Source organism: Microbacterium sp. cx-59 (assembly GCF_020805625.1).
GTDB lineage: Bacteria > Actinomycetota > Actinomycetes > Actinomycetales > Microbacteriaceae > Microbacterium.
The window spans coordinates 195,796-218,555 of sequence record NZ_JAJHGO010000011.1 but is presented as its reverse complement, the minus strand read 5'-3'; the positions used below and the strand labels follow the sequence as shown (position 1 = coordinate 218,555).

Here is a 22,760-nt window from a genome sequence, read left to right as displayed (position 1 = left end):
GTAAAAGAAAAATACTGACCAACCGGAATAAGGTCGGACAGCGAGTTTGAACTGACCAAAAGGATGCCATTACTGACAATCCATAACGCCAACCCTCGAAAGGGCTGGACTTGATCCAAAGGAATCTCCCTAGCCGAAGCTAGACGAGGTTATTTGGCATTTGACAAGTGCACGCTGTTGAGTTCTCAAGGATCGGACGCTCCCACCAGCTGACCTCACGGCCAACCCCGCAGGGCAACTTCCTTATCTTACCCGTCTCGGTCTCTCTGTCAAATCGTCGCGTCGTTCCGAAGAGGAACAGTGGGACAGCATCTGACTCGGACGAGCCGGGTTCCCCATCATACTCGCAGAACGAGTCTCACTCAAGGAGTGAAGTGAAGGGGGTGGTTCTCCGCTTGAGGGCGTCAGGCCTTCCGGCCTTCGCTCTTCCCTTTGGGGCGAACAAGTAAGAATTTACGTGGATCCCGGGGAGCGGGCAAATCCCGACATCCCCCCGGGCGTGTCGCCCGTGATTCCGCGGATCGACGATCCCCACCCCCGAACGCGGTGGATGACCGCGGTCTTCGGGTACTGCCCGGCGGGGTCGCCGATCTCGAAGAGATCGAGCATGAGCAGCATGGGGTACGACGTGGACTGGGCGATGCGCCGCACCACGATCCCTTCGCATCCGATCACCGTCTCCCCCGCTCCCCACACCACTGTCCACGTGTGCGGCCGAGTCCCCTCGAGCGGAAGAACGACCTCGCCCATGTCTGCGACCAGGCGGGGATCACGGTGCGCCTTGATCCCGACGCGCGCGGTTGTCTGCGGGCGCACCGCGTCGGCGTCGATCTCGAAGATGCAGATCTCGCCGGAGTCCTCCGCGCCGCAGTGCTCTGTGCCGACCAACCACGCCGCCAACATGCAGTGCGCGCCGTTGCTGGCGGAGACGGTGATGTCGATCCGTCCCCCGGATGGCGCCCAGAGCAGACGCTCGGGTATCTCCGTCCGTACGGTGAGTCCATCCGAGCGGTGCCGGTGCATCCCCTCCGCCGCGCCGAGCCTTCCGGCGGTCGTTCCCGTCTGCAGGTTCGAGACCCGGAGCGGCGCATCCTCCGGACGCCAGTCGAGCTGGTCGTCCTCGATGCGAAGCTCAAGTCCGCCCTCGGGCAGAACACGGTAACGAGCGGCCGACCGCTCGGGAGTCGTCCAGTGGGGAAGGTAGTGCGCCACCCACCGTTCCGGGGGCACCTCCCCCGAGAACGTCTCATCGAAGTCCGGCGGACCGTCCGCTGCCGGTAAGGACTCGACGCGCGGGGTCATTCTGCCGGCGATGCGGTGCGGGGCGCCCGAATTGCGCGCCGAATCTGGACCAGCACGCAGAGCGCGACCAGGAGCAGTGCCCAGATCGCGCAGGCCGGCGGAAGCACGCGATACGCGAGGTGAGCGACGGTGAACTCGCTCGTGAGAGGACCGTAGAGGGCGAGTCCCCCGAGCCAGCCGACCACGAGCACGACCGGGAGCGACACCCAGGCGGCGACCCGGACGGCCCCGGTGAGGAGGCGATCGACCCGTACCGGATGCTGCCGGCGCACCCAGAGCCATCCCGCGATCGCCAGAATCAGCAGCCCGAGCGCGCTCGAACCGTGCTGCACCCATTTGAGGCCGAGCAGCGGACCCCACTGCTCATCGAGTGCCGGCACGAGCTCGACACCGATCCGCCCCTCGTGGGTGAACGCATCCCACGCGATGTGGCTCGCAACGCCGAGCGCGAGCGACGCCAGCAGCAGCAGAACCGACCGCCACGACGGCCGCAGGGTTTCCGCCCAGCCGTCGGCGACGCCGCCGTCCCAGGACGCGGGAATCCGCGCCGCCAGCCATCGCGGGGAGAGCTCGCGCACCGCCGGCCGCAGCACGCACCGCCACACGAGCAGCAGCACGAGCGCGAGCAGCATCGTCGCCGGGATCCAGCGCGGGTCGTGCGTGACCGGATAGGTGATCGGCGTCCCACGGAGGAAGAGCGGAAGGTCGGGGGTCATCGCCCCGACGGCGATCGCCGCCGGCACGAGCGGTGTCCGCACGAACGGCAGGGCGACCACGGCATGGCTCGGCGTGAACGGCACCGTCAGCTCCGGATGACGACCCCGGCGAGCGTCTTCTTGCCGCGACGCAGCACCGACACCCCGCCCGGAAGAGACCCCGACACCACCGCGGACTCGTCGGTCACCCGCTGACCGTCGAGAGTCACCCCGCCTTGGGAGACCGCGCGCCGTGCTTCACCGAGACTCGACACGAGCTCGGTCGCGATCAGCGCCTGCGCCACGGTCGTGCCCGCATCGACCTCGGCGTTCGGGAGCTCGTCGATCGCCGATCGGAGGGTCGCCGCATCCAGAGCGGTCAGATCCCCCTGCCCGAAGAGCGCGTCGGACGCGGCGATCACGGATTCGGCCGCCCCCTCGCCGTGCACGAGCGCCGTCACCTCGAGGGCGAGCCGCTTCTGCGCCGCGCGTCGGAACGGCTCATCGCGCACGCGCACCGCGTACTCCTCGATCTCGGCCCGCGTGAGGAACGTGAAGACCTTCAAGCGATCGACGACGTCCGCGTCATCGGTGTTCAACCAGAACTGGTACATCCGGTACGGGCTGCACATCTCCGCGTCGAGCCAGACGGCGTTGCCCTCGCTCTTGCCGAACTTCGTGCCGTCGCTGTTCGTGATCAGCGGGGTGCCGATGGCGTGCACCGAGACGCCCTCGACGCGATGGATGAGGTCGGTGCCGCTCGTGAGGTTTCCCCACTGGTCCGAGCCACCGGTCTGCAGGACGCAGTCGTACTGGCGGTAGAGCTCCAGGTAGTCCATCCCCTGGAGGATCTGGTAGCTGAACTCGGTGTAGCTGATGCCGGCCTCGGAGTTCAACCGCGCGCTGACGGCATCCTTCTTCAGCATCGTGCCGACGCGGTAGTACTTACCGATCTCGCGGAGGAAGTCGATGGCCGACAGCGGCGCCGTCCAATCCAGGTTGTTCACCATGCGGGCAGCGTTCCCGCCCTCGAAGCTGAGGTAGCGCTCGACCTGGGCGCGCAGGCTCGCCACCCACTTCTCCACCGTCTCGCGGGTGTTGAGCGTGCGCTCGGCGGTCGGGCGCGGGTCGCCGATCAGGCCCGTCGACCCGCCCACGAGTCCGAGCGGGCGATGTCCGGCGAGTTGCAGCCGGCGCAGCAGCAGGAGCTGCACCAGGTTGCCGAGGTGCAGACTCGGCGCCGTCGGATCGAAGCCGCAGTAGTACGTGATGGGGCCGCCCGCCAGGAGGGCGCGCAGCGCCGCCTGATCAGTGGACACATGCACGAGGCCGCGCCAGACCAGTTCGTCCCAGACGTTCTCGAACGTCGGATCGTTGGCGGGGGCGGTCGCGCTCAGAGCGGGCGTAGACACGCGGATCAGCGTAGCAAGCCCGGCACCGGAGCCGCGTCGGAGGCACGTGCCAGACTGGCGCCATGCTGATCGTGGTCCCGGATGCCCTCCTCATCACGGTGCTGTCGATCGCCCTAGTGCTCGCGCTCTGCGCAGCCCTCGTCCTCGTGATCGTCGCGGTGCGGCGCCCCTCGAACGTTCCCCTGCTCATCGCCGCGGGGCTCGTCGTCGCCGCGATGATGGTGGTCGCCGTCGCGCCCCTCAACGTGCCGCTTCCGGTGGGGCTGCTGATCGCTCTGATCGGCGTTTCCCTCGGCGTCGTCGGGGGCAATCCGACAACCCGGCGCATCCTCGATCTGGCCACCCACGGCGAAGTGCGCGAGGGCGTGCGCGGCGGCATCCTCGTCTACGACTCCCGGAGCACCGACACCGACCGGATGCAGGAGGTACTGCGAGGCGGCACGGTGATCGGCTATCTGGAACGACTCGCCGTCGTCGCATCGCTCGTCGCGGGCTACCCCGAGGCGATCGCGATCGTCGTCGCCATCAAGGGCATTGGTCGCTTCTCCGAGCTCGCAACGCCCGCGGCGCGCGAGCGGTTCATCGTCGGGACGCTCGCGAGTCTGCTCTGGGCGGGTCTCGTCGGCGCGCTCGTGCGCCTCGCCATCTGGTGACGGCCGCCGACCGGCGCGACGATCAGTCGGTCTCCCCCACCCACCGGAACCCCTCGACGATGGCGTTGGCACCGGACGACGCGAGCAGTTGCGACACCGCGGACTGCGTCACGCCCTCGGATGCGGCGAGCGCCCGCTGCGGCGTTCCGATGCATCGCCCGTAGGTGAGCCGGCGGGCGCGGGCGCTCATCGCGGTGACCAGGTGATCGCGTGTGAGCAGTCCCGCATTGGCGATGCGCACGGTCTCCCGCATCCGGTCGTTTGCCTCGGCGGAGGCTGCCACCCACGTGCGCGCTCCCGACACCGTGCGCCCCTGGAGACCGTGCACGGTGTCGATCGCTTCGCGCGCCGCCCACCAGCCCGGTCCTTCGGCGATGGTGCCGACCGCCTCCGAGGCGATCGTGCCGGTCGCGCCGATGCCGATGCCGAAGCGGCAATCGACGCCGTCGGGGAGGGCGAGGCGCACGAGGAGCACGGCGCCGAGCGCGACGCCGAGGTCGGCGTAGACACCCTGGAGTTCGTCACCCACCGTGGGCGTCAGCATCCGTTCCGCGCCGGGCAGATCGGCGGTCGCACGCGCAACGGCCTGCTCGACGGCTCGTTGACCGGCTTCTCGGTCGACGAGCCGTCGGGAACCGACGATGTCTGCAATCACCGCAACACTCATTTGATGAGCGTATAGCTGATTACAGTGAAATATCAGTACAGCGCTGATATTTCGGAATGATCAGCCGAAGCGACCGTTGACGTAGTCGTGCGTGCGCGGGTCGATGGGGCTGGCGAACATCGCGTCGGTGTCACCGAATTCCACGATGTGTCCGGGCTGCCCCTGGGAGGCCAGGAAGAATGCGCACTGGTCGGACACGCGCTGCGCCTGCTGCATGTTGTGCGTGACGATCACGATCGTCACCTCGCGCGCCAGCTCGAGCATCGTCTCCTCGATCACGCGCGTGGAGGTCGGATCCAGCGCCGAGCAGGGCTCGTCCATCAGCAGGATGCGGGGCCGAACGGCCAGCGAGCGAGCGATGCACAGACGCTGCTGCTGCCCGCCGGAGAGTCCCCCGCCCGGCGAGCGCAGCCGATCCTTCAACTCGTTCCAGAGGCCGGCCTTCGTCAGGCAGGTCTCGACGAGGAAGTCGCGCCGATCGCGGTCGGCACGAACGCCCGTGAGCGCGAGTCCGGCGAGGACGTTGTCGTAGATCGACATCGCCGGGAACGGGTTGGGCTTCTGGAAGACCATTCCGATGCGCTTGCGCGCTTCGACCACGGGGAGCCCCGCGTCGTAGATGTCGTCACCGTCGAGGAGGACCTCGCCCGCGAGCGTCGCCGACGGAACCAGCTCGTGCATGCGGTTGAGGATGCGCAGGAACGTCGACTTTCCGCAGCCCGACGGACCGATGAGCGCGGTCACGCGACCGGCCGGCATCGTGAGGGAAACGTCCTGCAGCACCTGGTGATCCCCGAACCAGGCGGAGATCAGGCGCGCTTCCAGCACGGAGGGGTTCGTCAGCAGCGGATCGCCGCCGAGGATGGGGCCGGCGCCCGCGGCGGACACGACGACCGGCGCCGGACCGCCCGCCAGATACTCGGGCGGGACCGCGGGTGCCCCCTCGAGCGGCGCCCCGGCGATCGAGGGTCGCTCGAGGACGGTTCCGCGGCCGAGCGCACGGCCGAGGAACCGGGGCCCCGCGACGCGCTGCCGGCGGCGGGTCGCGGTAGCGGCGTCGTCCGTGTCGGTGACGTCGCCGGTGGACGCCGACGCGCGGAGAGCTTCGACGGGTGGGACGACGAAGGCCGAAGCACGGACCTCCGCATCCGGGTGGTCGATCGAGACGACCTCGGTGATCGTCTCATCGACCGCGTCAGCGGGTTCCTGTGGGGTGGTGGACAACTCAGACTCCGGTCAGATCAGGTTCGGGAGAAGGACGGCGACCTGCGTGGCGGTCAGCAGGCTCGCCAACAGGAGGACGGGGATGAAGGCGATCCAGGTCTTCCGCCACCCGAATCGGCGGAGCGCCCAGATGGCGCCGATCTCGGCGACCACGAGGAACTGCAGCGCGAAGATCAGTGCCCACACCGTGCGGGTATCGGTGGCGAGCGGCGTGTCCTGGGGCGGGAGGGTCACGAACGTCGTCTGCCGCGCCCCGCGCGGTTGCGCATCGCCCACGAGGGTCGCGTCGACGTACTGCACACCGACCGGCGCCAACGGACCGCCACGGGCGGTCGTGAGGATGAGCCGGCTCTCGCCGGAGCGCGGGTTCGCCGGAGCCGGGTCGCCGGCGTACCGCGTACCCATGACCTCGTACACGTGCTCGCCCTGACCCGTCGTCACCGAGAATCGGTCCCCCGGGGTGAGCTGCGACAAGCCGCCGAACGGCCCGCCGTACGCGAGAGCGCGCCCCATCAGAACGCTGACGCCGACCTGACCCGGCAGCACCGTGTCGCGGCGATGCCCCGGGCCGTCCATGAGGACGCTGCCCGAGGTGCCTTCGACGACGACATCGCGCAATCCGATCTCGGGGATCTCGATCAGCGCCACCGGATCACCGTCGGCGAGCAGCACATCCTCGAAGTCGCCCTCGCTGACCGGCGCCGTTCCCGCGGCGAGCTCGGCCCGGAAACGATCGTCGAGCTGCTGTTGCCGGGCGTGGTAGGTCAGGTTGCCGATGACCAGGAGCGACAGCAGCAGCATCGCGATCAGCGACGCCACCATGATCAGCACACCGCGGACGATGGACTGGCGCAGGGTCAGCGGGGGCAGGGGCGCGCTCGGCGGACGACGCGGTGGCCGCGGCGGCGCCGGGGGGCGCGACCCGCGCGGCGGGCGCGGCGGGCGCGAACCGCGCGGCGGACGCGGGGGAAGGTGCGGTACCGCGGGTGCGGCTGGGCCGGCAGGCACTGCCTGCGGAAGCGCGACGGTCATGCGGCACCGGATGCGGCGGGTGCCGCCGCGGGTGCGGCGAGTGTCGCGCCGAGCCGCATCAGCACCAGCGCGAGAACCACGAGGACGAGCCCGATGAGCCCGAGCCACGGGAAGACGAACACGACCGTCTCCCGGGTGACCGGAGCGGTCTGCTGCCCCGCGATCACATCCGGCGGATCGATGGTCACGCGCCCGCTCACCCACGGCCACTGGCCCGCGCCCGACAACCTCGCGTTGACGACCCGGGTCTCATCCGGCTTCAGACCCGTCACCGAGACACGATGCTCGGCGAGTTCTGCGCCCGTGGGAGCCACGATGCGGAAGTCCGCCGTGAGATCGATCGTGTCGTCGGACAGGTTCCGCAGCGACACCCACAGGTCGGTCGTGCCCTCGAACGGGTTCACCGTGGGACGGGACGACCCGTTGACGTCGCCGAGGTAGAGCCCGCCCGCGATGAGGATGTCGCTGGCGGCGGGTTCGGGGGCGGCCGCATCCGTCGTCACGCCGGTCGACGGAGCGCCACCGGAGCCGGACGAGGAGGAGCCGCGAACGGAAGGTACGGCGCCGGAAGACGGCCCGCCGGTCGTGGGCGCCGTCGTGCCGATCACCGGCACGCTGAGGCCGATCCCCCCGTCGCCGGAGGACGTGTCCTCCGCGTGGGCGGGGAGGGAGAGCAGCGACACCGTCAGCATCGCCGCGCCGGCGGCCACGAGGAATCGCGCGATGGGCTGCAGTCGCATCTCAGGCCCCCGATCCGACGGTCTCGCGGGGAGCCGCTGCCGCACGCTCGGCCTCGGCCTGCGTGAACGCCATCCACTCGGCCGCGCGCCTGTCGTCGCGGCGGCGGCGCCACCGCGCGATGAGCACGGCGAGCGCGGCCAGGAGCAGGATGCCGACGAGGATCCACGGAACGGCCCACATGCCGGCGTTGCGGTCCACCTGCGGCGCTTCGGGCACGGCGGCGGCGGCGCCGGTCTGATCGCCGCGCGAGTAGAGGGACGCCGCCGCATCCACGTACACGTACTGGCCCACCGGGCCGAGGTCGTACGTCACGGTACGCGATGCCCCCGGGAGGAGCTCGTCGAGGTTCTCGAGCCTCCGCTCGGTGAGATCGGAGCCGAAGAAGCTCTTGGCATACAGCACGAGGGTCGGTGCGAGCGCGACATTGCCCTGGTTCGTCACCGTCAGCGTGACGTTCGCCGTGCCGTCGAAGGGGTTCAGGGTGGGCGTGTAGGTCGCGGTCATCCCGGTGATGTTCAGCAGCGACTGCAGCTCGCCCGGTACGCGGACGTACATGCGGGTGCCGACGCGACGGTCGACGAGGATCTGGTCGGACGGCGTCTGCGCCGACACGATCAGCCCGCCGGCGTGGTCGCCGGGACCGGCATCCGCCGGGACGGTGAGAGTGAACCGCACGGGGCGGGAATCTCCCGCGGCGAGATCGAACTGCATCCGGGCCGATCCGTCTTCGAGCGCGATCCAGGCACCGGCGTCGGTGGGCGATGCGGCACCGTCGAGCAGGGCGAAGTCGCCGGCCTCGGTGTTGAACGCATCCGTCGCGTACACGGTCACCCGCTGCGACACCGTGCCGGTGTTCTCGACCAGGTAGCAGTCGGAGACCTGCTGACCGGGAACGGCGTCGTACGTGAAGCGGGATCGGCCGTCGCTCGCTCCGCTGTCGTCGCACGGACCGCCGGCGATCGACTCCGCGCCATCGGCGTGCGCGGCGAGAGGCGCCGCGACGGTCAGCAGACCGGCCGCGAGGAGGGTCGCTGTCAGCGCGATGAGCGTGCGCAACGCAAGGGCACCCGTTCGGGTTCGGGTTTCGAACACGGACTATTAACTCCATATCGCGCTGACCGCCTCGCGTCCGGGATGTGAACGCGGGGCGAACAGCGAAGAATCGATGACGCCGCACCCCGGCAGAAGGCCGGGGTGCGGCGGGTGAGACGGGGCGGATGCAGCATCCGCCCCGTCCCGGGATCACTTCGAGACGGCGGTGACCGTCAGGGTCGAGGTGTAGGTGCCCGCCGGCGTGCCGAGCGGCGCCGTCAGCGTGAGGGCGGCCGACAGGTCGGTCACGCCCGTTCCGGCGCCGGCGGCGGCCTCGGCGAACGTGCCCGCCGTGACGGAGCCGAGGAGCGATGCGACCTTCGTGACGCCGGTCGAGGTGCTCGTGGCGGCGACCGACGGAGCGATCGAGAGCACAGACGGCTCGAGTGTGTTGGTGCCGCTCGCGAAGGCGGCGACCGACGTGTTCACGGTCCAACCCGGCTTGGTGACGTAGCGCTTGTCCGTGACCTGGAAGGTCGGCAGCGTGCCGGTCGAGACCGACTGCCCCGACGAGTTGAGCGCGGCAGCGCCCAGCGTGGCCTTGGCACCCGTCGGGACGCTCAGGGAGAGCGCACCGTTGACGGGAGCGGCAACCGGCGCCTCGATCGCGACCTGACCGGTCGTGTTCGGGTCGACCGGGGGCTGCCCGGTGATGGCGGTCGGGTAGTCGTACGTCCAGTCGGCGGTGCCGGCCGTGATGTGCACCGTCGTGTACGCGCCGAGACCGACGAACGTCACGCCGTTGTTCTTCGTGTAGGCGTAACCGAGGCTGTAGTCGCCACCCGCGCTTTTGACCGCGGCGAACGACGCCGCGGGGAACTGGAACAGCGACGAGAACGGCTGGAGGATGCCTCGCTTGCCCGGCGCGAAGCCGATGCTGACGCGAGACGACCACCCGGAGATGGTCGATTCCTTGCCGACCGGCGCGATGAACACGTAGGCGTCCTCGGCCTCGGCGGGGGCGTCGGCGAACCACTGCTCGGGGTCCGTCTCCGAGGGCGCCGCGACGAGTCCCGACGTGTACTTGAGGACGGTGCCACCGGTGCCGGCCTGGTTGTTCCCCTTGACGACCTCTCCGGTGTCGGTGGAGTAGATGAAGTACGGCTGCGGCGTGCCGTTGGGGGTCCAGTCCCCCACGGCGGCCGATGCTGCGGTCGAGCCGAAGCCGGCCGCCGTCAGTCCGAGGGCGACGGCGAGACCCGCGGCCGCGGCCTTCTTGATCGAAAGCTTCATGATGATGTCTGTTTCCTTGTCTGATTCAGGCTCAGAGAGTGACGTACGCGAAGAGGGGCGCCGTCTGCGACGGGGCCAGGAATCCGAACTTCTCCTTGACGCGACGGGGGGTACCCGACAGTCCGGCCGTGAAGTTGGTGAGGCTGCCACCGATCGACGGATCGACGAGCGCGGCCAGAGCGGCGTCGTACTTGCCGTCGCCGGGGGTGATGCGCGCACGCTCGACGACCAGGTAGGTGTCGCGACCGAACGTGCCGTTCGAGTAGTACGCCGCGTTCGGCACCGTGGTGGTGCCGGTACCGGTGACCGGCTGCACACCGCTCACCGCGCTGCCGAGCGTCACGCCCGTGGACGCGGCGACCGTGTTGACACCGGCGGCGCCGGTGACCTGGGCCGTCCAGCTCGCGACCGAGAACGGGATGATCTCGCCAGCGGCGAGGACCGTGGCGTCGTTCTCCGCGGTCGTGTTGTTCGTGTCGATTCCGGCCTTCAGCGTCGGGCTGCCGATCGCGGTGAGGAAGAACGAGCGGGTGCCCGAGCCGGACTGCGGGAGGCGCGGGGTGACGGGAACGCCGTCGATCGAGGTGAGCGTGCCCTCGTAGACCTGCTTGAGCTGGGCCGCCGTGAGGTTCGCCCACGCGGCGGTGCCGCCCTTGTAGATGTACGACAGTGCGTCCCGACCGAACGGCACGTAGGCGAGCTTGCCGTCGGCGTTCTGGTTCGTGCCGGGGCCGCTCGAGGAGCGGGCGATGTCGACCTGGCCGGTGATGACCTTGCCGTTGAACGCTGCGCCGGTGATCGACGCCCGAAGAGCCGAGACGCCGTTACCGGAGCCGGAGGGGCGCAGGAAGAAGGGTCCACCGGGCTTGGTCTGGATCTGGCTGCCCGTGCCCGTGTTGGGGAACGCGTCGAACGAGCCGATCGTGTCTCCCGTGGCGGCGAGCACGCGCACACGCGAGCCCGTGACCGTGGTGCCGTTGGCCAGGGCGTTCGCTGCATCCTGCAGGGTGTCCGAACCGACCATCACGTAGCTGTTCGAGACGACCTCGGCCTGCGCCGAGCTCGCGACGATACCGCCGGCGACGACGACGCTGAGCGCCGCGGTCACGGCGGCGAACCGCTTGAACTTCATAGTGTTTTCTCTCTCTTCATCGGGTGGAAAGACGTACTACTTCGGGTGGGGAATCGTGCAGAGGAAAAGTCAGAGGCGTCGGCGAAGGCGGCCGACGAAGGGAACCGCGCCGGCGGCGAGCGCTCCGGCGAGGAGGCTGAGCGGCATCGCCTGGGCGAGGGCGCCGGTCTCGGGGTCGGCCGGTGTCGCGCCGGCGGAGAGCGCCGCGGCGGGGGCGCCGGATGCGGACGGGTCGGCCGCGACCGCGGGAACCGCGGCCACCGGAGCCGCAGCGGCCGCAGCGGGCGCAGCCGCCACGGGGGCGGCCGCCGCCGGAGCCGGCTGCGGGGCCGCGGGGGCCGCCACCGGGTCGGACTGGATGAGATCCGCCGCCGCACGGGACTGGGCCCGCCAGCCCTCTGGAATCGGCGCGTAGCCCGCGGGGAGCTGGCCCTGCAGCACGCCCGGCGTCTGACCGTCGGTCGCCGCGAACCGGATGAAGCGGGCGTAGCTGTCGTTCACGTCGGCGGAGTTCAGCGTCGCGTTCGTCGCGGCGTACACCGGGATCGCGAGCGGGTAGGCCGAGCTCGCCCGGGCCGCCCCCGCCGACGCGGCATCGAAGGAGTACACCTGCGGCTGGGTCGCGGACGGCGTCATCACCGCGGCGGCGGCGAGCAGCCCGTCGCTCGTCGGTGAGACGTACGTTCCCGAGGGGGTGAGCAGCGACGCGGTCACCGTCTCATACCGCTCGGATGCGGAGGTGTCGGTCATCGCGAGCACCTTGCGGTCGCCGACGAGGTCGCGGGATTTGCGCGTCCACTTCTTCGGCACGGCGATCGGATCCCACTCGCCGACGTTCAGGCCGTCCCCGCGGAGCGCGTAATACGCGCCGGAAGCGAGGTCGTTCGTGTATGGACGCCACGTGACGGAGTTGAGGACGCGGTCCTCCCCCGCGTACGCCTCGGCGTCATCCGCCTTCGGGAAGTCGTCGCGGGGCAGCTCGAGCGGCTCCACATCCTGCGTGCCGCTCCACTGGGCATTCGTCGACGCGTGCGGGTTGACGCGAGTGCCCCAGGCGTCGGGGGTTCCGGCGAGGAATGCCCGCGCGTCGTCGTCCGCGAGGATGTAGTTCCAGACGGCCCGCGCGTACCCCGACCGCCCCTGGGGCACCATGATGTCGGCGACCGCCGGGCTCACGATCGCCTGATCCTTCCAGGTGGGGTTGAGGGCGAGGAACTCCGGGTCGAACAGGATGTTGCGGGGATTTCCCTGCAGGTAGTCGATGGCGGCGTTCGTCGGCAGGGCGTCCGTGTAGGAGGACGTGAGGAGCTTCGCCAGCAACCTCGGCGTGAGCCGCATGTCGGTGAAGGGTTCGCGTGCCTGCTCCTGCACGTCGGCCGGGGCGGATGCGGACGGGTAGCGGTCGACGGCGAACGTGATGGCGATTCCGGCGAGCGCCACGGGCGCGTAGACGAGCGAGTCCGTCTGGCCCGTCGAGGTGTCCAGAGGCTGCGATGTGAGCGTCAGCGGCGCATCCGCGATCGTGTTCGACTGGGCGGCGGCATCCATGTCGGTCGTGGTGATCAGCGTGTACGCGTCGCCGTCCGCGGCGCCGCAGAGGTCGGGCTGCCACGACGACACCGCGTCCGAGATCAGCTCGCTGCCGGCGAGCTGCTGCTCGCCCGCGCCGATCGCGCAGTGGTTGCCGACGGGCTGGAAGTCGAGCTTCACCGCGACCCGGTGCTTCCACTGCTCCCAGAACAGGGGCGAAGCCGTGTTCGTCCCCGCGCCTCGCGGCACGACGACGAGCCAGCACGCGCGACCGGTGACCGCGCCATCCGCCGCGGTCTGCGCGTCGCCGCAGCCGAGCCCGGGCGACTGCAGCGAGGTCTGCAGCTCGAAGGTGACAGATCCGTTGCCGTTGGAGCCGGAGCCCGCCCACGGCACCTCGTTGGTCGTGTACTTCGTGAAGAACTCGTTCTCGTTCAGGTTGACGCCGGGGATGATGGCGCCCTTGTCGTCGACCTTCGCGATGGTCTTCGAGTCGCCGGTCACGGGATCGGGAACGGAGCGGAACGGGATGCCGGTGTACGAGCCGTTGAGCCCGCCCGTGCCGAAGTACGAGTAGCGGGCGTCCTCGGGGGCGATCGCGGCGGCCGAGGACGGCGAGTCCTCGCGCTTCGCGCCGGGAGTACCGAAGGCCCCGAACTGACAGGTGGTGCGCGCCGGCAGGAACTCGGCGTCATCGTCGACGACGTCGCCCCAGCACTGCATGATCTGCAAGAAGTTCTCGCCGCCCGTCTGGCCGCTCGGCAGCGTCGACTCCTTGCCTCCCGTCCACGACACGGTGACCGCTTGCGCCACGAGGTTGGTCGTCTGCGACACGGTGACTTTCAGGTCGGGCATGGGTGCGGTGCCGACGTAGATGTCCTGGTCCTTCGCCGAGACGGTGACGGCCGAGTTCGAGCCGTCATCGGCGTGCGCCGCGCCGCCGACGACGACCGACACCGACAGCACGGCGGCGAACGCCACGACACCTGCCAGCGAAGCGCGCGCGACCGTGCGTGCGCGTCCGGATCGGATCACCTGATACCCCAGTTCCGGCCACCCCCAGGCGGCCACATTCCGGCCGCTCCGGCGGCCATGACTGACGCTATGAAAAGCGTGCGAATCCGCCCTGTCCGCAGCACGAACGGGCGGGGCGTGCGGTCGTCCGGTTGCCCTCCGCCGGGTGAACGGCAGGTGACGGGCGCGCCGGATCAGCGCGTCGCGCGACGGCGACGCATCAGCAGCGGCGGCACGAGGACCGCGGCGAGCAGCAGGAGAGCCGCGGCGAGCATTCCGATCTGCGCGACACCACCGGCGTCGGAGGCCAGGGTGAACGGGGCGGAAACAGCAGCGGCGCCACCCGCGGCAGAGCCGGAGACGAGGTTGCCGTTCGCGTCGTACACGGCGTCGCCGCCGACCGCCGCACCGGATGCCGCGGCCGCCGCATCCGTCCCCGCGGCCGCGGCCGTTCCGCCACCGGCGGCGCCTGCCGCGGCGGGAGCTGCGCCCGTCGTCGGATCACCGCTCCCGGCAGCTCCGGTGTTGCTGCAGGAGTTCGCGTCGTACGCGCCGACCTGCGAGCCCGGGATCTTGCTGATCTGCTTGAAGGCCGCCTCGACCAGGTTGTTCGGCAGCGGCGAGTATCCGAGCGCGCCCGCCTGCTTCTGCCCCTGGCACACGACGTACTTGACGAACTCTCCGAGCGTGTAGCCCTTGCTCTCGTTGAAGATTCCGGTCGCCTGCGTCGGCACGATCATGTACGAGTAGCTCGACATCGGATACGCCGCCGGGTCGGGGTTGTTGTAGACCCCGTCGAGGATCTGGGTCAGATAGTCCGGCGAGCCCGTGTCCTCGTTGATGCGCGCGGCGCGCAGCGCCACCTCGACGTTCGCGGCGGTCGGCTCGACGTAGCTCCCGGCCGCGTTCTTCACCTTCACGACGGGAAACCCGGACTTCATGGCGTAGGAGTATTCGACGTAGGTGATCGAGCCCTCGCCGTAGTTCTGGCTCACGTAACCCGACACCCCGAGCGAGCCGCTCTGGGCCTTGTACGCCGACAGCTTCGACGTCGGGAACTGCGAGGTCATCGGGGTCGTCCAGATGCTCGGATACTGCGTCGCCATCCACTTCGTGAACTGCGCGGTCGACCCGGATCCATCGGAACGGACGACGGGCATGATGTCTTTGTCGGGCAGCGCGAGACCCGGGTTGTCGGCGACGATCGCGGGATCGTTCCACTTCTTGATCTGCCCGGCGAAGATCTTCGCGACCACATCGCCCGACATCTGCAGGTTGTCGACCTTCTTGCCGCCGATCTTGAGGTTGTACATCAGCGACGTACCGCCCGCCACGATAGGCAGGTAGGCGTAGCCGCGCTCGGAGATCTCGGGGGCGGATCCGTCTTCCGGGGTGCGCTGGAACGGGATCTCGCTGACCGCGAAGTCGACGGAGCCCTTGATGAAGTCGCTGCGTCCCGCAGACGATCCGGTGCCCGAGAAGTTCACGGTCATGCCGTAGTTGCTCGCGACGTTGCGACGCCACTGGTCCAGCGCGTTCTGCGACCACGTCGACCCCGACCCGGCGATCGCGACGTAGGACGCAGCGGACGCCGGAACGGCGGCGCCGAACGCGAGGGCGCTGACGATGAGCGCGACGAGCGCACCGCGGACGGCGCGGCGGCGGAAACGAGGGATCACGGGTTCTCCTGCGGGCGGGTGCGTGCCGGAACGGCGTAGTCGGGAAGCGTCGAGCGGGTGACGATGCGGATGAGGTCGTCCTGCGAGCGCCGGGTGGCCCGACGGCGCTGACCGTCGGAGAGGATTCCCGCGCCGCGCCCGCCGATGAGGCGAGCGACGACGAACAGGCTCAGCACGAGCAGGATGAGCACGGCGGCCGTGCCGAATCCGCGGGCGACCATGTTCGGTTCGGGCGACTGCACGAAGGTGAACACCTGGAGGGGCAGCGAGATCATGGGCCCGGAGAACGGGTTCGTGTTCATCTCGGCGGTGACTCCCGAGGTGAGGAGCACCGGCGACGTTTCACCGATCCCGCGAGCGGTACCGAGGATGACGGCCGTCGCCAGCCCCGAACGGGAGGTCGGCAGAACGACCTTCCACACCGTCCGCCAGCGCGACGAGCCGAGCGCGTAGGACGCCTCGCGGAGCTGGTGCGGTACGAGGCGCAGCACCACGTCGGCCGAGCGGATCACGATCGGCAGCATCATCACGGTGATGGCGATGGATGCGGCGAAACCGGAGCGTTCCTTGGTGACCAGGGTGATCAGCGCGGCGTAGACGAACAAGCCCGCGACGATCGAGGGCAGCGCCGTCATCGCGTCGGACACGGTGCGGACGAAGCGGGCGAAGCGTCCGCCGATCTCGTTGAGGAACACGGCCGTCGTGATGCCGAGCGGCACGGTGATCGCCAGCGCGATGGAGATCTGAATCAGGGTGCCGACGATCGCGTGCGCGATTCCGCCCACGTCCAGCGGATCCAGGGGTCCGGCGAACCGCATCGTCTCGACGAAGAAGTTGAGGTTCGACAGCGCCGGAACGCCGCGGCCGACGGTGTACAGCACGACGAACAGGAGCACCGCGAGAACGGCCAGCCCCGCGCTGCACAGCAGCACCGTCACGATCCGGTTCATCACGGCGAGACGGTCGGCGCGGAGGGAGACGAGCACCGCGTACGAGATCAGGAAGACGAGGTAGGCGACCACGACCCAGCCGACGGCGCCCGACAGCGGCGCGATCCACCCGAACAGCAGCGTCGCCACCGATCCGCCGGCCAGAAGCGCCCCGACGAGGTCGAAGGTGTCCTCCAGCGCGACCGTGCCGGGGCGGCGACGCTCCGGGCGCGCGCGGCCCTGGTACGGCCGCGGCACGGTCGTGCGCGCGGGGGCGGCGCGGCGTTCGTCTTCTGCCTGCCGTTCGGCGGCGGTGATCGTGGTCATGTGCTTTCCGCTCCCGACCGCGAACGGGCGACGACCGATGACGCCGTGAAGTTGATCACGAGGGTGATAAGGAAGAGGGCGAGGCCCGCGGCCATCAGGGCCGACAGCCCGAACTCGCTGGACTCGCCGTAGCGGAGCGCGATGAGGGCCGACACCGAGTTGGTGCCGGTCTTCAGCACCTCCCAGTTGATCGTGAAGATCGGCGAGATGATCATGTACACCGCGATCGTCTCGCCGAGCGCACGCCCGAGGCCGAGCATCGTGCCGCCGATGATCCCGCCGCGACCGAACGGCAGCACGACGGTGCGGATCATCCCCCACCGCGTCGAGCCGAGCGCGAGAGCGCCCTCCCGTTCGCCGATCGGCGCCTGCGAGAAGGCCTCGCGCATGATCGAGGTCTGGGTCGGGAGCACCATGAGCGCCACCACCATGCCCGCGATGAACGCCGACGAGGTGAAGGCGCTCGCGTCGGTGAGGCCGATCCCCTCCGCATCCGTCACGGCGAAGATCGGGATGGCGCCGAGGTACTTCGAGATCCACTGGGCAACCGGGATCACGTTCTCCTGCAGGAACTGCACCCCCCAGAGACCGAAGACGACACTCGGGACGGCAGCCATGAGGTCGACGATCGTCGTCATGGCGCGCTTGACCCCCGCCGGCAGCACCTCGCTGACCAGCAGAGCCGTGCCGAGAGCGAGCGGGAAGGAGAACGCCAACGCGATCGCGGCGATCGTGACGGTGCCGAAGAGCACGGCCGCGATTCCGAACGAGTCCGGCACGCCCTCCTGCGGGTTCCACTCCTGCACCCACAGGAACGAGAAGCCCGACGACGAGAGCGCCTGTCCTCCCCGCGCCGTGAGGAACACGCCGACGGCGAGCATGATCGCCACCGTCACCCCGCCCGCGGCGAAGCACACCGTGCGGAACACGCGGTCCGAGAACACCGGCAGCGAGCGCAGCGAGCGTATCGGTGCCTGCGCTGGCTTGTCGGCCGGCGCGATCACCTCCGTGACGGCATCCGTCATCGATTCCTCCGTCTTTCGGGCAGGCGGAGCCCTCCCCAGGGCATTCGCGTCAGCATCCCGCCACCGCGTGAACCACGAATGCTGGCCGCGTGTCCGGGAGGTGTCGTAATCCCGTTCGGCGGGTGCCGCGCGGCGTCATGGCGTCCCCTGCGTCGCGGTCGGCGAGGGCACCGGCGCGGGACTCGGACTCGACGGGGCGGGGACCGGTGTCGGGGTCACGGCGGGAGGAGCGGATGCGGGCGCCCAGAGCGTGACTCCGGTGCCCAACGCGACCACGGCGCCGGCCGCGGGCGCGGCGGCGACGACGACATCCGGTTCGCCCGCGCCGGCGTACTCCGCCGTGGGCACGAATCCCGCCGCACTCACCAGGGCCGCGGCCTCTGCGATCGATAGGCCCATCACCGCCGGGATCGCGTTCCGGCCCGAGGCGACCTGGACGGACACGGCGGTGCCGACCGGGCGCCGAGAGCCGGAGGCGGGGTCGGCGGCGACGACGACGCCCGCGGGCGTGGTTCCGTCGACGGCCGTCTCGGCGCCGACCGCGAAGCCCGCCGCGGCGAGCACACCTCGGGCGTCACCGACGGGCATCCCGACGATCGGGGGGACGTCGACGAGCACCGGAACGGTCTCGGTGGGCGACGGAGCCGACGTGGACGCTGTCACGGTCGGTGTCGGAGCGGATGAGACGGGAGGCGGGACGGCCGACGGCGCCGATCCCGCGGCCGCGGAGAGCGCGATGATGCCGATCAGCGCGACCGCGCCGACTCCCCCCGCGGCCCAGGCGGGCCAGCGCGGACGACGACCGGCCGCTGCTCCGTGCGGGGGTCCGGATGCGCCGGCCCCGGACTCGGGCACCGAGGTGCGGTAGACCCGGGTGGCCGCGCGCGCATCCGCGTCCGCATCCGCATCCGGATCCGTCGCGGGAATGCCGCCGCTCGGGAGGCCCGGCTGCGCCCGCGTGACCGCCGTGTCTGTGCGGATCGCGACGGTGCTTTCGGCGACGGCGGCCGCGGTGACGCCGGTGTCTGCCGGCGCGAGCGCCCGCCGCATCTCCCCCGCATTCGCGAACCGATCGGCCGGGCGCTTGAGCATCGCCGTCGTCACGACCCGGTCCATCGCGCGGTCGATGCCCGGACGCTCCGCCGAGGGCACCGGCGGGGGTGCCGTCAGGTGCGCGCGCACGACGACATCGCTGGCGCCGCGGAACGGAACGCGGCCCGTCAGCGCGAAGAACAGCGTCGCCCCGGCCTGGTAGAGGTCGCTGGCCTCCGTGACCGGTGCGCCCGACAGCTGCTCCGGTGAGGCGTACGGCACGCTCGCCACGACCCCGGCCGGGGCGGCCGCCGTGCCCGCCAGCAGCGCGTCCGACCCGCGCGTCGTGCGTCCGGGCACATCGGCCAACCCGAAGTCCAGGAGGCGGATGCGGCGGCGGAACAGCATCGGATCGAACGGCTCGAGCGCGTCGGACGCGATCATGACGTTGGCCGGGGTGAGATCCCGGTGCACCACGCCCTGGGCGTGGGCGGCGGCGAGCGCCTCCAGCAGCCCGTCCATCAGGACCCGCGCCGCGGCGCTCGGCAGCGGACCGTGGGCGCGGACGTGCTCTTCGAGCGTGACACCCTCGACCAGCTCCATCGCGATCCAGACGACCGGCGGATCGGTCTCCACCGTGCCGGCATCGAAGATCTCCGCCACCAGGGGATGCACGATCGACTGCGCGGCTCGCACCTCCTCGAAGAAAGCCGCCCAGACGGCGCGGTCGGCCGCGAGGTGCGGATGCAGCAGCTTGAGCGCGACCGGATGCCCCGCCTGCTCATCAACCGCCGCGAAAACGGCGGCCGTCCCGCCGCTGCCGCGGAGCGCCGTCAACCGGAACCGGCCCGCGACGAGGCCGTCCGTCACAGGGCGAACTCGGGAGCGGAGCGCTCGAGGTCGCCACCGGTCGCACCCTCGCGCGCCGCGACCGCCATCGCCGAGACGAGTCGCGCGGCGAGCTGTCCGGCATTCCGCGCGACCGATCGGTTCTCGTAGCGCCGGGCATGCAGCATCACCAGTTCGTCGTCGACGGTCGCGAACCAGCCGGTGGTCCGCATCCGTGGCTCCGGCGCGGAGTGCACGATGATGTCCGCGGCGCGCGTGAGCAGTTCCCCGGCGGCGTCGTGCGCGCCGCGCTCACTCGGGTAGAGCCCGCAGCTGCGGGCGAGCTCCCGGTGGTTGTCGCTCATCAGCCGCCATCCCACGACGGGCCCCGCGTGGGCGGCATCGATCGTGTGCAGGTGCACGCGCTCGGCGTGGAGCGCGAGGACTTCGGACGCGGTACGCATCCAGTCGAGCGCCGTGCGGTGCTGCAGCGTCGGAAAGCGCGCGTACAGGAAGTGCGCAGACATCGCTCCCCTTCATCGTCGGCGCACACGAATCAGGGCGCGTCCGAATGCTGCTCCTCACCGGCCACCTGGACGCGTCCGGGTGGTGAACGGAAGAAGAAGAAGCAGGGAGCGACGGGTGGCGGAGCCCCGCTCAGACCGAGAACGTATGCGCGAGCGCCTGGGTGCGGGCGACGAGCTCAGCGCGCTGTTCGGCGACCCGGACGCCCGCCGTCCCGCCGACCCCGGCGCGACTCGCGATCGAGCCGGCGACCGTCAGCACTTCGCGCACCTCGGGCGTGAGGTGCGCGGACACCGCGGCGAGCGTCGCGTCGGACGCCTCGTGCAGTTCGATTCCCTGCTCCTCGCAGACCTGCACGAGGGCGCCGGAGACTTCGTGCGCCTCCCGGAAAGGATGCCCGCGCTTCACGAGCCACTCGGCGACATCCGTCGCGAGCGAGAACCCCTGCGGCGCGAGCTGCGCCATCCGCTCGGTGTCGAACCGCAGCGTCGCGACCATCCCGGCGAACGCCGGCAGCACGAGTTCGAGGGTCGCGATCGAGTCGAACACCGGCTCCTTGTCCTCCTGCAGGTCGCGGTTGTATGCCAGCGGCAGACCCTTCAGCGTCGCGAGGAGCCCCGACAGGTTGCCGATCAGGCGCCCCGCCTTGCCACGGGCGAGTTCGGCGATGTCGGGGTTCTTCTTCTGCGGCATGATGCTCGAGCCGGTCGAGTACCCGTCGTCGAGGCGCACGAAGCCGAACTCGCGGGTGTTCCAGAGGATGATCTCCTCGGCGAAGCGGGAGAGGTCGACCCCGATCATCGCCGTGATGAAGGCGAACTCGGCCACCACGTCACGCGCGGCGGTGCCGTCGATCGAGTTCTCGGCCGGACGATCCAGTCCGAGCTCGTCCGCGACGAGCTGCGGGTCGAGCCCTAGCGTGGAACCGGCGAGCGCTCCTCCTCCGTACGGAGAGACGCGCGCCCGGACCGACCAGTCGCGGAGGCGTTCGAGATCGCGCACCAGCGGCCAGGCGTGCGCCTGCAGATGATGCGCGAGCAGTACCGGCTGCGCGTGCTGCAGGTGCGTGCGGCCCGGCATCGCCGCGTCGGCGTGCGCGTCGGCCTGCGCGACGATCGCGTCGATCAGGCGCACGACGTCGCGAGAGATGGTGCGGGCGTGATCGAGCAGGTACATCCGGACGAGCGTCGCGATCTGGTCGTTCCGGCTGCGCCCCGCCCGCAGCTTGCCGCCGAGCTCCGCGCCGACCTCGGCGATCAACGCCTGTTCGAGGGCACCGTGCACGTCCTCGTCGTCGGGCCCGGGCAGCAGGGTGCCCTCCGCGACGGCCGTGGCGAGGGCGTCGAGGCCCGCGTGCATCCGGGTCGCCTCGTCGCCGCTCAGGTATCCCGCGTGCGCGAGTGCGGTGGCGTGCGCGTGCGAGCCGGCCAGGTCGTACGGCGCCAGCACCCAGTCGAAGTGGGTCGAGCGGCTGAGGGCGGCGAGCTCGGGGGACGGTCCGGAAGCGAAGCGTCCTCCCCAGAGCGATCCGCGGTGGGTGGCGTCGTTTCTGTCCTCGTTCACGGCATCCAGCCTACCGAGCGCGGTGATCGCTCCGAGCGGCGCGACAGGCGCGCGAGGAGGGTCTCGAGGGGCCCGCGTCCGACGACCACGGCCCAGGCGGTGCAGGCGACGACGACCAGCACGGTGATCGGCCAGAACGGCTGCAGCGCCCGGAAGCCGGAGAGGTCTCCCGGGTCGCCCAGGGCCGCCGTGGCCCACACGGCCCAGACGAGCACCTGGGCACTGTAGGCGGTGAGCGGCATGCTGCCGGTGGCACGCAACGGCAGCACGAGGGCGCGGACGAAGCGAGCGCGGCAGACGAGCAGCGCGGCGCCCAGCACGGCGAGCGCGAACCCCGCACCGCCGAGCACCTCCGGAAGGCCGCCGGAGTGCGGTTCGACGCTGAGCACGATGTCGAGGTAGTCGGCCGGCTCGCCGAACACGGATGGCCGGGACAGCGTGCCGCCGATCCCGTACGAGACCAGCGCGACGCCGACACCGACACCGAGCAGCAGAGCGGGCACGGCGCGCCGACGCAGATCCAGACGCCCGACCGCGAGCCCGAGCACGATGAACCCCGCCCAGAGCGGGAACGGGTACGCCCAGCCGATCACGAGTGCCAACGACGCCCCGGCGGCCGTCTCCCAGATCGGCAGGAGCCCGAGCGCCGCCTGCACGAACGGCATGACCAGCAGCAGGCCCGCCGCCAGGACGAACAGCGCCTCCACGCGCAGAGTGAGCAACGGGATGGCGATGAGGAACAGCACCGCGTAGGCGGGCAGGATGACGTAGATCGGGACGCCGGTCGAGATGAGCAGGATGCCGAGCACCCACAGCACGACGGCGCGCACCGCCAGTCGGCCGCGGGCGGCGGCCAGCGCCGCGCCGGACACGGGTCGCGTTCCCCCGGTCGTCAGCGCGATCGAGACGCCCGCGAGCACCGCGAAGAGGATGGACGAGCGCCCGTCCACCACCGCGATCCAGGTACCAGGCCTACCCAGCGAGAACTCGCCCGTCTCCAGCAGATGCGCGGCGAGCATGCCGAGCACCGCCAGACCGCGGGCGAGATCGATCCCGGCGAGGCGCTCGCCACCCGCCAGACGCCGGATGTTCGTCCGCATCCGCCCGGCAGGTGGCTCCGCCATC

General features: G+C 70.5%; 19 protein-coding genes. 1 reads left to right on the top strand and 18 read right to left on the bottom strand.

Going from position 1 to position 22,760, the window contains the following annotated elements:
• Positions 1 to 453 precede the first annotated feature (453 nt).
• Genes LMI96_RS15970 through tyrS form a run of 3 tightly spaced genes read right to left on the bottom strand, consistent with a single transcriptional unit; the run spans position 454 to position 3,409 of the window.
• A complete protein-coding gene (locus LMI96_RS15970) occupies positions 454 to 1,302 on the bottom strand; it encodes a hypothetical protein (RefSeq protein WP_228362178.1) in 849 nt (282 codons plus the stop codon).
• A complete protein-coding gene (locus LMI96_RS15965) occupies positions 1,299 to 2,102 on the bottom strand; it encodes a DUF4184 family protein (RefSeq protein ID WP_228362177.1) in 804 nt (267 codons plus the stop codon). The genes LMI96_RS15970 and LMI96_RS15965 overlap by 4 nt, the downstream gene beginning before the upstream one ends.
• A gap of 2 nt (positions 2,103 to 2,104) precedes the next feature.
• Positions 2,105 to 3,409, bottom strand: coding sequence for a tyrosine--tRNA ligase (gene tyrS, locus LMI96_RS15960; RefSeq protein WP_223723483.1), 1,305 nt, complete (start codon positions 3,407 to 3,409; stop codon positions 2,105 to 2,107).
• A 62-nt stretch (positions 3,410 to 3,471) separates the two neighbouring features.
• On the opposite strand from tyrS, the gene LMI96_RS15955 reads away from it, so the two are divergent.
• On the top strand, positions 3,472 to 4,062 hold the full coding sequence (locus LMI96_RS15955) for a hypothetical protein (RefSeq protein WP_223723482.1): 591 nt from the start codon (positions 3,472 to 3,474) through the stop codon (positions 4,060 to 4,062).
• Between the two features lie 22 nt (positions 4,063 to 4,084).
• Here LMI96_RS15955 and LMI96_RS15950 read toward each other — a convergent pair whose 3' ends face one another.
• The 15 genes from LMI96_RS15950 to LMI96_RS15880 form a co-directional block, all read right to left on the bottom strand.
• Positions 4,085 to 4,729: a SatD family protein gene (locus tag LMI96_RS15950; protein ID WP_228362176.1), complete on the bottom strand. Its 645-nt coding sequence runs from the start codon at positions 4,727 to 4,729 to the stop codon at positions 4,085 to 4,087.
• A gap of 60 nt (positions 4,730 to 4,789) precedes the next feature.
• Positions 4,790 to 5,557 (bottom strand): phosphate ABC transporter ATP-binding protein, encoded by a 768-nt coding sequence (locus LMI96_RS15945; protein ID WP_223723497.1) that lies wholly within the window; start codon positions 5,555 to 5,557, stop codon positions 4,790 to 4,792.
• A gap of 408 nt (positions 5,558 to 5,965) precedes the next feature.
• Entirely contained in the window at positions 5,966 to 6,775 is an 810-nt protein-coding gene (locus LMI96_RS15940; RefSeq protein ID WP_228362184.1) for a sortase, read from the bottom strand.
• A 206-nt stretch (positions 6,776 to 6,981) separates the two neighbouring features.
• Entirely contained in the window at positions 6,982 to 7,725 is a 744-nt protein-coding gene (locus LMI96_RS15935) for a hypothetical protein (RefSeq protein WP_228362175.1), read from the bottom strand.
• A 1-nt stretch (position 7,726) separates the two neighbouring features.
• Complete coding sequence (locus tag LMI96_RS15930; RefSeq protein ID WP_228362174.1) at positions 7,727 to 8,818, bottom strand: DUF916 domain-containing protein; 1,092 nt, start codon at positions 8,816 to 8,818, stop codon at positions 7,727 to 7,729.
• A 150-nt stretch (positions 8,819 to 8,968) separates the two neighbouring features.
• Positions 8,969 to 10,051, bottom strand: coding sequence for a hypothetical protein (locus LMI96_RS15925; RefSeq protein WP_228362173.1), 1,083 nt, complete (start codon positions 10,049 to 10,051; stop codon positions 8,969 to 8,971).
• A gap of 31 nt (positions 10,052 to 10,082) precedes the next feature.
• Positions 10,083 to 11,183 carry a hypothetical protein gene (locus tag LMI96_RS15920; RefSeq protein ID WP_223723477.1) on the bottom strand — a complete coding sequence of 367 codons (1,101 nt, stop codon included), beginning with the start codon at positions 11,181 to 11,183 and terminating at the stop codon, positions 10,083 to 10,085.
• A 69-nt stretch (positions 11,184 to 11,252) separates the two neighbouring features.
• Positions 11,253 to 13,748, bottom strand: coding sequence for a hypothetical protein (locus LMI96_RS15915; RefSeq protein WP_228362172.1), 2,496 nt, complete (start codon positions 13,746 to 13,748; stop codon positions 11,253 to 11,255).
• A gap of 173 nt (positions 13,749 to 13,921) precedes the next feature.
• Positions 13,922 to 15,406, bottom strand: coding sequence for a phosphate ABC transporter substrate-binding protein PstS (gene pstS, locus LMI96_RS15910; RefSeq protein ID WP_228362171.1), 1,485 nt, complete (start codon positions 15,404 to 15,406; stop codon positions 13,922 to 13,924).
• Positions 15,403 to 16,662: a phosphate ABC transporter permease PstA gene (gene pstA, locus LMI96_RS15905; RefSeq protein ID WP_228362170.1), complete on the bottom strand. Its 1,260-nt coding sequence runs from the start codon at positions 16,660 to 16,662 to the stop codon at positions 15,403 to 15,405. The genes pstS and pstA overlap by 4 nt, the downstream gene beginning before the upstream one ends.
• Complete coding sequence (gene pstC, locus LMI96_RS15900; protein WP_228362169.1) at positions 16,659 to 17,687, bottom strand: phosphate ABC transporter permease subunit PstC; 1,029 nt, start codon at positions 17,685 to 17,687, stop codon at positions 16,659 to 16,661. Before pstC ends, pstA begins: the two co-directional genes overlap by 4 nt.
• A gap of 135 nt (positions 17,688 to 17,822) precedes the next feature.
• Entirely contained in the window at positions 17,823 to 19,589 is a 1,767-nt protein-coding gene (locus tag LMI96_RS15895) for a PASTA domain-containing protein (protein WP_228362168.1), read from the bottom strand.
• Positions 19,586 to 20,074 (bottom strand): hypothetical protein, encoded by a 489-nt coding sequence (locus tag LMI96_RS15890; protein WP_228362167.1) that lies wholly within the window; start codon positions 20,072 to 20,074, stop codon positions 19,586 to 19,588. Before LMI96_RS15890 ends, LMI96_RS15895 begins: the two co-directional genes overlap by 4 nt.
• A gap of 130 nt (positions 20,075 to 20,204) precedes the next feature.
• Complete coding sequence (gene argH, locus LMI96_RS15885; RefSeq protein WP_228362166.1) at positions 20,205 to 21,635, bottom strand: argininosuccinate lyase; 1,431 nt, start codon at positions 21,633 to 21,635, stop codon at positions 20,205 to 20,207.
• Entirely contained in the window at positions 21,632 to 22,759 is a 1,128-nt protein-coding gene (locus LMI96_RS15880; protein ID WP_228362165.1) for a heparan-alpha-glucosaminide N-acetyltransferase domain-containing protein, read from the bottom strand. The genes argH and LMI96_RS15880 overlap by 4 nt, the downstream gene beginning before the upstream one ends.
• Position 22,760: the final 1 nt, after the last annotated feature.

What these genes read in the sequence shown, in the direction of transcription:
- LMI96_RS15970 (WP_228362178.1), bottom strand. Translation starts at nt 1,302, where the DNA reads ATGACCCCGCGCGTCGAGTCCTTACCGGCAGCGGACGGTCCGCCGGAC.
- LMI96_RS15955 (WP_223723482.1), top strand. Translation starts at nt 3,472, where the DNA reads ATGCTGATCGTGGTCCCGGATGCCCTCCTCATCACGGTGCTGTCGATC.
- LMI96_RS15950 (WP_228362176.1), bottom strand. Translation starts at nt 4,729, where the DNA reads ATGAGTGTTGCGGTGATTGCAGACATCGTCGGTTCCCGACGGCTCGTC.
- LMI96_RS15940 (WP_228362184.1), bottom strand. Translation starts at nt 6,775, where the DNA reads ATGGTGGCGTCGCTGATCGCGATGCTGCTGCTGTCGCTCCTGGTCATC.
- LMI96_RS15935 (WP_228362175.1), bottom strand. Translation starts at nt 7,725, where the DNA reads ATGCGACTGCAGCCCATCGCGCGATTCCTCGTGGCCGCCGGCGCGGCG.
- LMI96_RS15925 (WP_228362173.1), bottom strand. Translation starts at nt 10,051, where the DNA reads ATGAAGCTTTCGATCAAGAAGGCCGCGGCCGCGGGTCTCGCCGTCGCC.
- LMI96_RS15920 (WP_223723477.1), bottom strand. Translation starts at nt 11,183, where the DNA reads ATGAAGTTCAAGCGGTTCGCCGCCGTGACCGCGGCGCTCAGCGTCGTC.
- pstA (WP_228362170.1), bottom strand. Translation starts at nt 16,662, where the DNA reads ATGACCACGATCACCGCCGCCGAACGGCAGGCAGAAGACGAACGCCGC.
- pstC (WP_228362169.1), bottom strand. Translation starts at nt 17,687, where the DNA reads ATGACGGATGCCGTCACGGAGGTGATCGCGCCGGCCGACAAGCCAGCG.
- LMI96_RS15890 (WP_228362167.1), bottom strand. Translation starts at nt 20,074, where the DNA reads ATGTCTGCGCACTTCCTGTACGCGCGCTTTCCGACGCTGCAGCACCGC.
- LMI96_RS15880 (WP_228362165.1), bottom strand. Translation starts at nt 22,759, where the DNA reads ATGGCGGAGCCACCTGCCGGGCGGATGCGGACGAACATCCGGCGTCTG.